Below are 13,250 nucleotides of genomic sequence, written 5' to 3'. Positions count from 1 at the left end.
AATGAATAATAAAGGATTTAACTGGTTTTTCCCAATCGCAATAATTGCCCTTTTGTTATTTTTCGGCTCAAATTTTTTGGGTGACAACAATGCAAAAACTATTGACGAAGATGCTTTCTTCAGAGAAATGCAGACAGGAAAAGTTCAGAATGTGTTGATTGATAAGCAGGCGCAGAAAGCGGAAGTATTTTTAACACAAGCTGCTAAGACAGCGACCGTAAAAAAAGAAGATAAAGCAAATCCTTTTTCAAATTTAGGTATGTCTTCAAAAGCTGATTATAGCCTGAAATATGGTGATCTACAGCTTTTTTTAGAGAAATTTGAAACCATTAAAAAAGATAATCCAGCGATAAAAACTTCTAAAGATTATGCTGAAGGAAAAAGTCCGTTCACGGAAATTTTGTTCTCAGCTTTAATCTGGATAGCAATTTTAGGATTATTCTATTTCATCCTTTTCAGAAAAATGGGAGGCGGTGGAGGCCCTGGAGGACAGATATTCTCTATTGGTAAATCTAAAGCCAAATTATTTGACGAAAAAGAAAAAATTCAGACAACATTTAAAGATGTTGCAGGTTTAGAAGGCGCTAAAGAAGAGGTGCAGGAAGTGGTAGATTTCCTGAAAAACTCTGAAAAATACACGAAATTGGGAGGTAAAATTCCTAAAGGTGTACTATTGGTTGGCCCTCCGGGAACTGGTAAAACGTTATTGGCGAAAGCTGTAGCAGGTGAAGCTAAAGTTCCTTTCTTCTCATTGTCAGGTTCAGATTTTGTTGAAATGTTTGTTGGGGTAGGAGCTTCAAGAGTAAGAGATTTGTTTGCTCAGGCAAAAGCAAAATCTCCTGCAATCATCTTCATTGATGAGATTGACGCAATTGGACGTGCAAGAGGTAAAAACAATTTCTCAGGCGGAAACGACGAAAGAGAAAATACATTGAACCAGTTGCTTACAGAAATGGACGGTTTCGGAACCGACGTGAATGTAATCGTAATGGCGGCAACCAACAGAGCTGATATTTTGGATAAAGCATTGATGAGAGCTGGCCGTTTTGACCGTTCAGTTTATGTAGATCTTCCGGAATTGCATGAAAGAAGAGAGATTTTTGATGTTCATTTAAGGAAGATCAAACTTGATGAAAGTATAGACAGAGAATTCCTGGCAAAACAGACTCCTGGTTTCAGTGGTGCTGATATTGCAAATGTATGTAACGAGGCAGCATTGATTGCAGCAAGAAACAGTCATGAATTTGTAAATAAACAGGATTTCTTAGACGCCGTTGACAGAATCATCGGAGGTCTTGAAAAGAAAAATATGGCAATCAAACCTTCTGAAAAGAAGAGAGTAGCTTTCCACGAAGCAGGTCATGCAACGATCTCTTGGTTGGTAGAGCATGCTTCGCCACTGTTGAAAGTAACCATTGTTCCTAGAGGACGTTCATTAGGTGCGGCTTGGTATCTTCCGGAAGAAAGACAGCTGACGACTACTGAGCAGATGTTAGATGAAATGTGTGCTACTTTAGGAGGTAGAGCGGCAGAGCAGGTTATATTTAATAATATTTCTACAGGTGCGCTTTCAGATCTTGAAACAGTAACTAAAAGAGCGCAGGCTATGGTTACGATTTACGGACTGAGTCCTAATATTGGTAATATTTCTTACTATGACAGTTCAGGACAGTCAGAATACAACTTTGGAAAACCGTATTCTGAAGCTACTGCATCTAAAATTGATACCGAGATAAAAACAATTATCGAGCATCAGTACGAAAGAGCAGTGAGAATCTTAAGTGAGAATAAAGATAAACTGAATGCATTGGCAAATAAACTCTTAGAAAAAGAAGTGATTTTCCGTGAAGACCTTGAAGATATCTTCGGTAAGAGAGCTTGGGATCCCGAATTGACAGAGAGACCGGTAACCAATACCATTCCTTTACATGAAAAAATAGAAGAGAGCGAAATTCAGGCACCAGAAAGTCCTGCTCAGCTTTAAGATATTTATATTCAATTGAATACAGCCCGGTGATTTTTTAATTGCTGGGTTTTTTCATTTTATAGCGATATTATTAGAAAAAATTCTAATTAATTTTCTATTTTTGTATTAAGTTGACTAAAAATACATTAAGTTGAGTTTATTTAAGAGAATTGTAAGCAAACTAACTAATCAGCCTGAGGAAGAAGACAAACAAAGTCTGGAGAAGCTAGGAGATTCGCTGAAAAATGCTGATCTTGATTATAAGTTTGCCCAATTGTTTACCCACTCAGGAGGTTTCTTTAATTATTGCGCTGATGAAGCTGAAGCTTTGCAGACGTTGAACCAGATCCTCAAAATTGAAGGTGTAAACTCTGTGTTTTGTTGTGATAAAGATCTGCAGAATTTTTTGAATGTTCTGAAAATTTCACATACACCACAGCTAGAGCTCGCAAATGATGCGGCATTTATCACATGTGAGTATCTTATCGCATATGACGGAAGAATTATGCTTTCCCACAATAATATCCTGCATTACCATTCTTCACGGTTACCTTCGAAAATCGTTATTATGGCGAACATTTCCCAAATCGTTAACAATCTTAACGATGCCATGGGAAAAATCAAACGTACAGGAAACATTAAGAATCTTACCTCAATAAGCGGAAATCATTCTAAACTGGATACGGCAGCTAACAATAACACCAAACTGTTTCTATTGTTGTTAGAAGACTAGCATCACATTTCTAAATTTTAAATTTTGGACAAAAATCTTATTCAGAGAACCATTTCGGGGATTGTTTATATTGCAGTCATTATTCTCTGTACTACACCATTGGGAGCTCAGCTTCTGGATTCCATTTCTCCCGGTCTTGTAAAACAGCAGTATCTCTATTACGGACTTATCACATTTCTTTTATTGGTTGGAACTTGGGAGTGTATTAAGATTATGAAATTTGGTGATGGCTATGAAAAATGGATTGTCCTCCCCATAGTGCTGCTGATCTTTTACTTGTTTTCGAAAAGATTTTTTTATCATGACTTTTATTATGACTTCAGGTTGTCAGAGATTCTGGCAATTGCGCTGATTGTCATTGCGGTTGTCACTTTATTTAAATTTACAAGTGAGCTGTATTTTGATAGCGGAAAGCTTATTTTTACGGTCATTTATGTAGCACTGCCATTTTCTTTTGCATTAGGATTGCCAAAATACTCTTCTTACGACAGCAATTTTTCTCTGGAAGTGATTTTCCTTTTTATCTTAATATGGAGCAGCGATACATTTGCATATTTGGTGGGGAAATCTATCGGCAAACATAAGATGGCTCCAAAAATTTCACCTAAAAAAACCTGGGAAGGTTATGCCGGTGGAGTGGTGCTTACCTTAGTTCTTTCTTATTTTGTTGAAATGTATCAGCCACAGCTCAGAGGAAACTGGATGATTGTTGGTTTTCTGATTGCAGCATTTGCTCCGTTGGGAGATTTGGTAGAAAGCCAGCTGAAAAGAACTTTCGGGGTAAAAGACAGCGGAAACATTATTCCCGGACATGGTGGTGTATTAGATAGACTTGACAGTTTTTTAATCTGCGTACCTGTCGTATATTTGTACTTTATTTTAGAAAAATTTATATAACTCATGAAATTACATAAAGAATCGAAAGGAACGATCGTTGTAGCTACCGTGCTTTTTGCAGTTATTGCTATTACGGCTATTTATTTTCTTGAAATGTGGTCGCTTTTAATTATCATTCCATTACTGGTTATTTACAGTTTGGTATTTTGGTTTTTCAGGGTTCCAAATCGGGATATTTTAGATCATACAGAAAACGTTATCGCGCCTGTAGATGGTAAAGTAGTGATGATTAAAGAAGTAGATGAGACCGAATTTTTAAAGGAAAAAGCAATTCAGGTTTCTATCTTTATGTCTCCACTGAATGTTCACATCTGCCGATATCCAGTTTCCGGAAATGTAATTTATAAAAAATATCATCCGGGGAAATATCTGGTAGCTTGGCATGAAAAGTCATCTACTGAAAATGAAAGAACAACGGTAGCTGTAGAAAGCTTAACCAACCATAAGGTGGTGTTCAGACAGATTGCAGGATATGTGGCAAGAAGGATTGTTTTCTACTGTAATGAAGGCGATTCTGCAAAAGCTGGTCACGAATTCGGTTTCATTAAATTTGGTTCAAGAATGGATATTTTTCTTCCCTTAGACACCGAAATTATCTGTAAGATTGGCGATAAAACGAAAGGCGGTATTGATGTGATTGCCCGCATGAAAGATTAATATCAAATTAAAATTATACAAATCAAAAACCGTTTCGAAAGTGACGGTTTTTTTGTGGAAATATTCCGGATTTAAATTTTGAGGTATGGTGAGTGAGTAAGATTGTAAATGTTTGCTCTTTTGCGTAAAATCAAAGTTTTATCGGTTGATGCTTTAGTGATGTCGAGATTATTTAATATGTTGTTTAACCTCGTTTATCAGGCTTAAAATTAATTCAACGGGCAAATCCTCATCCATGTCAACTAACAGGATTTTAAACTTCTTTCTGCCCTCTGAAAGCAACTTCGGGTGGTCTAGCCTATCACCATGATAGAAACTGATATAATGTTTCTGATGTTTTTTGCTGTAATACAGATAACAAAGCATTTTCTTTTTAAATTTAAAAAAGGGAAGACCGAAGCTCAAAGTCTCCGTAATATTCTCAGTATCTGATTCTAATATTTTTTTCCTTAAAAACAAAAGAGTACTCCGTTCAGGTTCGTTAATTCTGAAGAAGTACTCTTGTATAGGATTCATTTTAAACTGAATTTAAAAGATTTAGTCAAAATTTTGAAGCTCCACGAGTTTGTGATACGTTCCTCGTTTTGCTATAAGTTCCTGATGTGTTCCCTGTTCTACGATGTCGCCTTTCTCCATCACTACAATCCAGTCGGCTTTTTGAATGGTTGAAAGTCTGTGGGCAATCACCAGGGAAGTTCTGTTTTCCATCATCTTTTCAAGTGCGTCCTGCACAAACTTCTCAGATTCTGTGTCTAAAGCAGAAGTTGCTTCGTCCAAAATCATAATCGGTGGATTTTTCAGAACCGCTCTTGCGATAGAGATTCTCTGTTTCTGTCCGCCGGAAAGCTTTCCTCCGTCATCACCGATGTTGGTATCATAACCATTTGGCAATTGAGTGATAAACAGATCGGCATTGGCGATTTTTGCTGCAGCTACAACCTCTTCTTTCGTTGCCTCAGGTTTACCCATCAGAATATTGTTGTAAACCGTATCGTTGAACAGTACAGATTCCTGGGTTACCATGCCCAGTAATTTTCTGTAGTCAGTCAGTTTCAGATGTTTAATGTTGGTTTCGTCGATTAAAATTTCACCTTCAGAAACGTCATAAAATCTCGCTAACAGATTGGCAATCGTGGTTTTTCCGCTTCCGCTCTGACCTACCAAAGCAACTGTTTTTCCTTTTGGAATATTAAGATTAAAGTTTTTTAAGATCAAATTAGATTTGTCATAGTAGAATCCAATATCTTTAAACTGAATATGAGCATCAAGATTTTCAATTGATACAGGTTCTGCAATCTCTTCAATCTTCACATCGGCTTCCAAAATTTCCAAAACTCTGTGTAGAGAAGCTTCACCTTTCTGAACATTAGAAATAGAAGACGATAAACTTTTTACGGGAGGTAAAATCTGGAAGAACATTCCTAAAAACACTAAAAAATCTTCCGGAGCTATACTTTGGTCTACAATAATTTGTTTACCGCCATACCAGGCAATAATGAGAAAAGTAACAGAGCCAAGGAACTCACTGATGGGCGATGCCAATTCTTTTTTTCTGCCTAATCTTATCGAGCTGTTAATCCATTTTTGCATAGAACCCATAAAACGGTTATCCATTATTTTTTCTGCACTGAAAATTTTGATGACTTTCGAAGACTTCAGCGTTTCATCTACAATAGAAAATATATTTCCCATTTCGTTTTGAGCTTCATGAGAATCTTTTTTAAGACTTTTCCCGATTAAAGCAATCATAGTTCCCATTACAGGTAAAACCAAAAGAGAAAAAAGTGTAAGTTCTGAACTCAGCCAAAAAAGACTTATCAGTGTGCTAATCAGCATAAAAGGAGCGTTAATTAATTCCACTAAGCTTCCTAGAATATTTCCTTCCACTTCACCTACGTCGTTTGACATACGGGACATCATATCACCTTTTCTGCTGTCTGTAAAAAATGATACAGGCAATGATAAAATCTTGCGATACATGGCGCCTCTAAGATCTTTCGTTACTCCTACGCGGTAATTGATAAGAAGAAATGAGCCTAAATATCTGAAAAGATTTCTCAATAAAAACATAAAAGCTGTGACAATACATAACCAAGCCAAAACATTCAGGGTGCCATAATCATCAACTAAAGTTTGAATGTAATAATTGGAATACTGTTTTAGATAGGAGAATAAATCAACTAAGTCTCCCGAATAAACCGGAGCAGATTTGAAATCTTCACGTTTGATGGTTCCGAAAAGCATTCCCAACACCGGCAAAATTGTTCCTAATGAAGCAATCTGAAATAAAGAATACATCAGATTGAAGAATAAACTTCCGTAAATATATTTCTGATGCGGCCTTGCGAATTTTAGTATTTTTTTATATTCGTTCATTCAATAAAATTGGATAGCAAAATTAATTAAAATATAATGATATGACGTTTTTAATTGAATTTTACTTTGTCATTATACTTCGGGTTGAAATTTTTAGTGTTTAATTTTTCCAATGTCTTCCCGAAATTATTGATCAGCTGCGTAAGATTGTCGAAGTCAACCACATTGATGTCGTCATTTAACTGATGATAATGCTTAATTTTACTCATGTCTGCAGTAGAAATAGAATGAGCAATGATTTTTTTCTTTACAAAACTCACATTGTCTGACCTGTAAAATAGTTGTTCCGAAGCGTAAGGATCGGGATGTATTTTTAAACTGTTCACAGCATATTGATTAAATAATTCATCAAGGTCAGAAAACTCGTCACCGGTGATGAAAACTGCATTTTTACCAAACTCAGATTCTGTAGCCACCATTTCGAAGTTGAAAAGTGCAGCAAGATTGGTATAAATTTTATCTAAATTTTTATCCGTCGAAATTGCGGTTGAACCCAGCATTCCTTTTTCTTCCCCATTGAATGCCATGAAAACCATTGAGAACTCAGGTTTTTTATCTTTAAAATAATCTGCGATGCCGACCAACGTTGTAATTCCGCTGGCATCGTCATCTGCGCCGTTGTAGATGATGTCATCACCTCCTTTTTTGCTCACTCCGATGTGATCAAAGTGCCCGGAAAAGCCCAAAGTTTTGTCAGATTTTCCTTTTTTGATTCCGCAAACGTTGTACGCTGTTTTTCCTTTGTAATTAAAAGGAACGAGATAGGAAGTGCCGGTGCAATAGTCTAAATTGTTTTCTTTGAAAAGTGTAGCGATATAATTGGCCGCATTATCATTTTCAGGAGTTCCTATTTCCCGACCTTTCATATCATCGGATGCGAGGGTAGAGATCACAGTTTTTATTCTTTCAGTTGAAACTTCCTGTGCAAATATGGGTACAGAAAAGAGAGATAAAACAAGGTAGGTTAGTTTTTTCATATTGAATTTTTATTTTAATTGAATCTGTCGAAGTTTTTATTAAAACGTTTCATAGACACTTAAATTATATTTTCCTAGAGATTTGCACATTCGCAGAGTGTTTTGATATTTTTAATTACTTAATTAAGTGAAAAAAATAATTTTGGTTAAATTTAAGTAAATTCTGAACGTAATTTCTTGCTAGTAGGTAGAGCGTAGTCAAACCTCACAGGTTTTTAAAACCTGTGAGGTTTAGAAAATTAAAACAAATATTTAAAATTTTTACATAAAAAAACAGCTCCTTTGCAGGAACTGTTCTTACTCAAAAAAAATCATTGTAAGGTTATCGAAGTCTGTCTACAGATTTTACGAGCCTCTCATCTTTCTTGATAAATACGTTTGCCAAAAACAAACAAATTACCGCAATCAATGGGAAAACTGGCTCAATACCCTTCTCAGGAAAATCAATTCCTCCGGATAAGTTTTGCATCCAGTACACCAATATACCAATCAACAAAGCGTTTATAATGATGCTGATATTATTCAGCATGATCTGTCTTTTTCTGTTTTTAAAGCTAAACAAACTGAAAGCGCCTATCAAAACCAAAACAATGGATGAAATGCTGATGATCGGAGTGTTTCCGAAAACTTCTACATCCTGTCCTGTAATATATAGGAATGCCGCCGCTAAAACTGACAGCAAAATCCAAATAGTCTGTATTCTCTGTAACATAGAATTTTAAATTCAGGAGCAAAAATAACATAAATTTTGCACAATTCAAAAATAAGTGTAGATTTGCAATATACAATGTACTTGAAAACAAAAGTCACCGGACTTACTTTTCTTACTCACAACTAATTACATTTTCACTTTAAATATGTTTAACATAGAAACGTTAAGGTCAAAGTCCGTAACGGAATTGGCTAAAATCCTAAAAGATTTGGGCGTTAAGGTTGCAAGAAACAGCACAGATAATGACAAAATCTTCGCCGTTCTTGATTTTCAGGCTTCTAACCCTAAAGTTGCAAAAGATTACTTCAATACTACAGAAAGCAACACAGAAACTGAAGAAAAACCTGCCACGGCAGAAAAAGTGGTGAAAGCTGCTCCTAAAAAACCAGCACCCAAAAAACCGGCTAGACCAAAGGCTGCCACAGAAATACCAACAGAAGCAGAACCTGCAAAAGCAGAGGAAGCAACAGAAGAAAAAGAAGTTATTGCAGAAGCAATCGTAAAAGAACCTGCCAAAGGCGCTGTAGAAGAAAGACCGGCAAACAATGCTTCTAAACAAAAAAGAAAAAGAGTAACTCCTGCCAATACTTCTGAAGAACAGACTCAGGAAAAAGAGGAAACTCCTACAAATACAGATTCTCAAGCAGCTGCAGCTACTACACAAACGAGAGAAGAAAGACCTAAAAGACCGCAACAAGGTCAAAACCCTAATCAGAAAGGTCAGAATAATCCACAACAAAACGGTGGAAATCCTCAGAATAGAAATCAGAACAATAACCAAAATCAGAATTCTAACCAAAACAATCCTAATCAAAACCCCAACCAGAATCCTAATCAAAATCAGAACAGAAATTCTGAAAGACAGGAAGAAACTGAATCCAGAAAAGAATTCAATTTCGACGGAATGGTGAGTATTGAAGGGGTTTTAGAGATTTTGCCGGACAACTACGGATTTTTACGTTCATCAGATTTCAGTTACATTTCTTCACCGGATGACGTGTATGTTTCTACGGCACAGATTAGAAATTTCGGTTTAAAAACTGGGGATACTGTAAGAGGTATCGTACGTTTACCAAAAGAAGGTGAAAAATACTTTTCACTACTAAAACCAACAGAAGTTAACGGACGCGACTTGGCATTTATTAAAGACCGTGTTGCTTTCGAATATCTTACACCACTTTTCCCGGAAGAGAAATTTAATCTTTCAGGAGACAATTCTACGATGTCTACAAGAATCGTTGATTTGTTTGCGCCTATCGGAAAAGGGCAGAGAGCAATGATCGTTGCTCAGCCGAAAACCGGTAAAACGATGTTGCTGAAAGATATTGCCAACTCTATCGCAGCCAATCACCCGGAAGTTTACATGATGGTACTTTTGATTGACGAACGTCCAGAGGAAGTTACCGACATGGAAAGAAGTGTAAATGCAGAAGTTATCGCTTCTACATTTGATGAGGCTGCAGATAAACACGTAAAGGTTGCTAACCTAGTTTTAGCGAAAGCGCAGAGAATGGTGGAGTGCGGTCATGACGTGGTTATTTTATTAGACTCTATTACAAGACTGGCAAGAGCTTACAACACCGTAACTCCAGCATCTGGAAAGGTGCTTTCCGGTGGTGTAGACGCTAATGCTTTACATAAACCAAAAAGATTCTTTGGTGCGGCAAGAAAAATTGAAAATGGAGGTTCGCTGACAATTATTGCAACTGCGTTAATTGATACAGGTTCTAAAATGGATGAGGTTATTTTTGAAGAATTCAAAGGTACCGGAAACATGGAGCTTCAGTTAGACAGAAAGATCGCCAATAGAAGAATTTATCCTGCGATCGATTTGGTTTCTTCGAGCACAAGAAGAGATGATTTATTGCTGGATGAGGTGACTTCACAGAGAATGTGGATTTTCAGAAAGTATCTTTCAGAAATGAATCCTATCGAAGCGATGGAATTTGTCAACAAAAATATCAGAGGGACTCTGAACAACGAAGAATTTTTAATGTCTATGAATAGATAGGCATACGTTAATATTGTTTATAAGAGCATAGATTTCGGTCTGTGCTTTTTTTGTTATAAATTATTGATAATGGAAAACGTAAATGTTTAATTAGCCACAATGTATGGCTGTTTTTTAGAAGAAAATAGAAACCTGTATTCGTACAGTCGGGCAAAAAGTAAAAAATTGTCAAAGTTTTGAGTGTCTTACAGGCTCAATTAAAAATCTTAACAGTCGACTTTTGCTGTTAGTTCTTTTCCAAATTAAGTCTTTTCAATCACTTTAATTGTCACGAAAAATTGTTATTCTGATTTCAGTAAAATATTCTGACTCTAAATTAAATTATCAATGTTAAAGATTTATTAAAATAATCTGCAATTTTTGATATTGGCTTAAATATTGGCTAAATTTACATATTAACATTAAAAATTAAACTTATGTCATTTGAATTACCAAAATTAGGATACGCGTACGATGCTTTAGAGCCAACGATTGATGCAAAAACAATGGAAATCCACCATTCAAAGCATCACCAGGCTTATATTGATAATTTAAACAAAGCAATTGAAGGAACTGAATTAGAAGGAAAAACAATTGAAGAAGTTTGTAAAACAGGAACTGACAAGCCAGCAGTAAGAAATAATGGTGGTGGTCATTTCAATCATTCATTATTCTGGGAAATTCTTACTCCAGGAGGAAGTTCTACTCCTGTTGGAAATGTAAGCAATGCAATTGAAAACTACGGTGGTTTCGAAAAATTTAAAACTGAATTTGCTGAAGCTGCTAAAACAAGATTCGGATCTGGTTGGGCTTGGTTGATTAAAAATGAAGACGGTTCTGTATCTGTAACTTCTACTCCAAACCAGGATAATCCTTTAATGCCTGTGGCAGATGTAAAAGGAACTCCGGTTTTAGGTTTAGATGTTTGGGAGCATGCATATTATTTAAACTACCAAAACAGAAGACCTGATTACGTAACTGCATTTTTTGATGTAGTAAACTGGGATAAGGTTGAAGAGTTATTTAACAAATAATCATCTTTAAATGAGATAAAAAAAGGTTCAGAATTTTCTGAACCTTTTTTAGTTTAAAACCTTGTGGCATCGGATGCGCCCAGACCACTCATTCTGAGTTTGTATCTCCAATTTACGTATGCAAAAACCTGATACAGTTTGTATTCAAATTTGATCCCATATTTTTCCTGCGAGTCATAATCAATCATTGATTCTATAATGTTTCGGTATCTGCCGGAAGTGTAGTATGAGTTCCATTCGCTGACCAAAAAAGTATTGCGGGTTTTCAAATATGATTCAGAATACTGACTGATTGGTTTTGCAACAGCATTCAAAAAATAATCAAACTGCGTATCGATAACGGTAAGCTCCCATTCGCCATCGTCATTTTTCTCCGGCTTCATTGCAGATTCTTCTTTCTCACTTTTAGGTATCGACTGTGCAAGAAAACTTATCGGGACGAAGGATAAAAATATGATTAAAATTAAATTTCTCATAGAATAAAGTTACACAAAAGCATCCTTCAAAAACTACTTTAGATTTATTTTTTGACATATTCTTTCTGAATTACAGATACTGCCGGAAAGTGGTCGCTGTACCCACCTGTAAATCTGTCACCATCCCACGAACGAAAAGGATAGCCTTTGAACTGTCCTTCTTTATTTACCAAATATGATGGCGCATATATTTCGGCTTTAAATAACGTATAGGTTGAGGTGATTTTTTCTTTAGAATAGAGATTTTTTGAAATGATAATCTGATCAAATAAATTGGGAGCATCTTTATAAGCCAGTGATGCTATGCCTTGCCTGTACAGTTTATACATAAGGTTATAATAAGGCGATGTTTCTGAGAGCTCACTCGGATCACCAACGGCTCCTAAATGTTTTTTTAAACTAGGACTCACAGGATCGTCATTGTAATCTCCCATAGAAATTAATTTGATATTGGGGTATTCCTCTAATAATTTGTCCATTTCATTTTTCAGCACAACTGCAGCTGCATTTCTTTTAGCTTGAGAAATAGCTTCTCCACCACTTCTGGATGGCCAGTGATTCATAAAGACTCCGATTTTTTCACCGTCTAATAATCCAATAACCACTAAAATATCTCTCGTATACTGTCTTCTGCCTTCCTCATTATAGATCTTAATTTCCTTGGTATAAGAATCCTGTACGGTAAATCTGTTTTTCTGATAAATGACTGCAATATCAATTCCCCTGGCATCAAAAGAATTGTAATGGACGATCCCATAATTACTTTTTGCTAAAGCTGGTTGCCTGATAAGATCTTCTATGACTTGCCTGTTTTCAACTTCTATCAGACCACATATGGCAGGATTGTCATTGGTGTACTGCCGACCCAACTCTGAAATTACTTTTGCTTCGTTTGCCAGTTTTTGGTTGTAGTATTTTGTTCCCCACCTCTTTGGGCTGTTAGGAGTGAAATCGTCGGCAAGAACCTGTCTTCTGATCACTTTTTTCCCTATGAGTAATTCATTATTCCATTCACCTTTGTAATCTTCGGTAGTTTCAAGAAATTTTAGTGAATCAATAGGTACGCTTCTGTGAAATTTAGGATGAGAAAAGGGTAGCGTACCATCAATATATTCTGCAGATGCAATCGTGTCCCAAAGATTTTCTACGTTTAAAAATGCGATAGCTGCGCGTTTTACCTGTTTTTGCTGAGCACAGATGAAATATGAATGCATCAGTGCGATGATGATTAAATATTTTTTCATTTTGTGTTTTTTAAATAAATGAGAAGGGAATCTGATCTATTTCTGTGAGAATTAAAATTACGTTTTTTTCACTTCCGTTTCTGATTTTAAGTAAAAATAATTTATTCAATAGTGAATTATTTATAATATTTATTTCAAAACATTTTGTTGTAATGAAAATAATATTAATTTTATTACTCAATTTACAC

12 protein-coding genes are annotated in these 13,250 nt (G+C 35.8%); 6 read left to right on the top strand and 6 right to left on the bottom strand.

Translation table 11 applies throughout. The annotated features are described in order from the left end of the window. Window position 1: 1 nt before the first annotated feature. The 4 genes from ftsH to OMO38_RS03465 all read left to right on the top strand — a co-directional run bounded on the left by ftsH (window position 2) and on the right by OMO38_RS03465 (window position 4,253). Window positions 2-1,984, top strand: coding sequence for an ATP-dependent zinc metalloprotease FtsH (gene ftsH, locus OMO38_RS03480; protein WP_264748833.1), 1,983 nt, complete (start codon window positions 2-4; stop codon window positions 1,982-1,984). 133 nt (window positions 1,985-2,117) lie between these two features. Then, the gene (locus tag OMO38_RS03475) at window positions 2,118-2,699 is read left to right on the top strand and encodes a lactate utilization protein (RefSeq protein ID WP_264748832.1); all 582 of its coding nucleotides are present in this window, start codon (window positions 2,118-2,120) and stop codon (window positions 2,697-2,699) included. A 24-nt stretch (window positions 2,700-2,723) separates the two neighbouring features. Continuing rightward, entirely contained in the window at window positions 2,724-3,596 is an 873-nt protein-coding gene (locus OMO38_RS03470) for a phosphatidate cytidylyltransferase (RefSeq protein ID WP_264748831.1), read from the top strand. A 3-nt stretch (window positions 3,597-3,599) separates the two neighbouring features. Next, on the top strand, window positions 3,600-4,253 hold the full coding sequence (locus OMO38_RS03465; RefSeq protein WP_264748830.1) for a phosphatidylserine decarboxylase family protein: 654 nt from the start codon (window positions 3,600-3,602) through the stop codon (window positions 4,251-4,253). A 168-nt stretch (window positions 4,254-4,421) separates the two neighbouring features. Here the strand turns inward: OMO38_RS03465 and OMO38_RS03460 are convergent, their stop codons facing one another. The 4 genes from OMO38_RS03460 to OMO38_RS03445 all read right to left on the bottom strand — a co-directional run bounded on the left by OMO38_RS03460 (window position 4,422) and on the right by OMO38_RS03445 (window position 8,318). Continuing rightward, on the bottom strand, window positions 4,422-4,769 hold the full coding sequence (locus tag OMO38_RS03460) for a DUF1801 domain-containing protein (RefSeq protein ID WP_264748829.1): 348 nt from the start codon (window positions 4,767-4,769) through the stop codon (window positions 4,422-4,424). Window positions 4,770-4,790: 21 nt separating this feature from the next. Then, entirely contained in the window at window positions 4,791-6,629 is a 1,839-nt protein-coding gene (locus OMO38_RS03455) for an ABC transporter ATP-binding protein (protein ID WP_264748828.1), read from the bottom strand. A 50-nt stretch (window positions 6,630-6,679) separates the two neighbouring features. Further along, window positions 6,680-7,606 (bottom strand): M28 family peptidase, encoded by a 927-nt coding sequence (locus OMO38_RS03450; RefSeq protein ID WP_264748827.1) that lies wholly within the window; start codon window positions 7,604-7,606, stop codon window positions 6,680-6,682. 322 nt (window positions 7,607-7,928) lie between these two features. Then, on the bottom strand, window positions 7,929-8,318 hold the full coding sequence (locus tag OMO38_RS03445; protein ID WP_264748826.1) for a DUF4293 domain-containing protein: 390 nt from the start codon (window positions 8,316-8,318) through the stop codon (window positions 7,929-7,931). A gap of 145 nt (window positions 8,319-8,463) precedes the next feature. Between OMO38_RS03445 and rho the strand changes: the two genes are divergently transcribed. Both rho and OMO38_RS03435 read left to right on the top strand, forming a co-directional pair. Continuing rightward, entirely contained in the window at window positions 8,464-10,329 is a 1,866-nt protein-coding gene (gene rho / locus OMO38_RS03440; protein ID WP_264748825.1) for a transcription termination factor Rho, read from the top strand. Window positions 10,330-10,745: 416 nt separating this feature from the next. Next, complete coding sequence (locus tag OMO38_RS03435; RefSeq protein ID WP_264748824.1) at window positions 10,746-11,342, top strand: superoxide dismutase; 597 nt, start codon at window positions 10,746-10,748, stop codon at window positions 11,340-11,342. A 53-nt stretch (window positions 11,343-11,395) separates the two neighbouring features. On the opposite strand, the gene OMO38_RS03430 is transcribed toward OMO38_RS03435, so the two are convergent. Continuing rightward, window positions 11,396-11,818: a DUF6146 family protein gene (locus tag OMO38_RS03430; RefSeq protein WP_264748823.1), complete on the bottom strand. Its 423-nt coding sequence runs from the start codon at window positions 11,816-11,818 to the stop codon at window positions 11,396-11,398. Between the two features lie 44 nt (window positions 11,819-11,862). Beyond that, window positions 11,863-13,062 carry an endonuclease/exonuclease/phosphatase family protein gene (locus OMO38_RS03425; protein ID WP_264748822.1) on the bottom strand — a complete coding sequence of 400 codons (1,200 nt, stop codon included), beginning with the start codon at window positions 13,060-13,062 and terminating at the stop codon, window positions 11,863-11,865. Between the last annotated feature and the right edge of the window lie 188 nt (window positions 13,063-13,250).

Source organism: Chryseobacterium kimseyorum (genome assembly GCF_025971945.1).
Taxonomy (GTDB): Bacteria; Bacteroidota; Bacteroidia; order Flavobacteriales; family Weeksellaceae; genus Chryseobacterium; species Chryseobacterium kimseyorum.
The sequence above is the reverse complement of the archived record's forward strand: the minus strand, read 5'-3'. Positions and strand labels throughout refer to the sequence as shown.

Bases quoted from the DNA above. Each gene is read 5' to 3' on its own strand.
- rho (WP_264748825.1), top strand. From the start codon at position 8,464: ATGTTTAACATAGAAACGTTAAGGTCAAAGTCCGTAACGGAATTGGCT.
- OMO38_RS03430 (WP_264748823.1), bottom strand. From the start codon at position 11,818: ATGAGAAATTTAATTTTAATCATATTTTTATCCTTCGTCCCGATAAGT.
- OMO38_RS03445 (WP_264748826.1), bottom strand. From the start codon at position 8,318: ATGTTACAGAGAATACAGACTATTTGGATTTTGCTGTCAGTTTTAGCG.
- OMO38_RS03460 (WP_264748829.1), bottom strand. From the start codon at position 4,769: ATGAATCCTATACAAGAGTACTTCTTCAGAATTAACGAACCTGAACGG.
- ftsH (WP_264748833.1), top strand. From the start codon at position 2: ATGAATAATAAAGGATTTAACTGGTTTTTCCCAATCGCAATAATTGCC.
- OMO38_RS03425 (WP_264748822.1), bottom strand. From the start codon at position 13,062: ATGAAAAAATATTTAATCATCATCGCACTGATGCATTCATATTTCATC.
- OMO38_RS03465 (WP_264748830.1), top strand. From the start codon at position 3,600: ATGAAATTACATAAAGAATCGAAAGGAACGATCGTTGTAGCTACCGTG.
- OMO38_RS03435 (WP_264748824.1), top strand. From the start codon at position 10,746: ATGTCATTTGAATTACCAAAATTAGGATACGCGTACGATGCTTTAGAG.
- OMO38_RS03455 (WP_264748828.1), bottom strand. From the start codon at position 6,629: ATGAACGAATATAAAAAAATACTAAAATTCGCAAGGCCGCATCAGAAA.
- OMO38_RS03450 (WP_264748827.1), bottom strand. From the start codon at position 7,606: ATGAAAAAACTAACCTACCTTGTTTTATCTCTCTTTTCTGTACCCATA.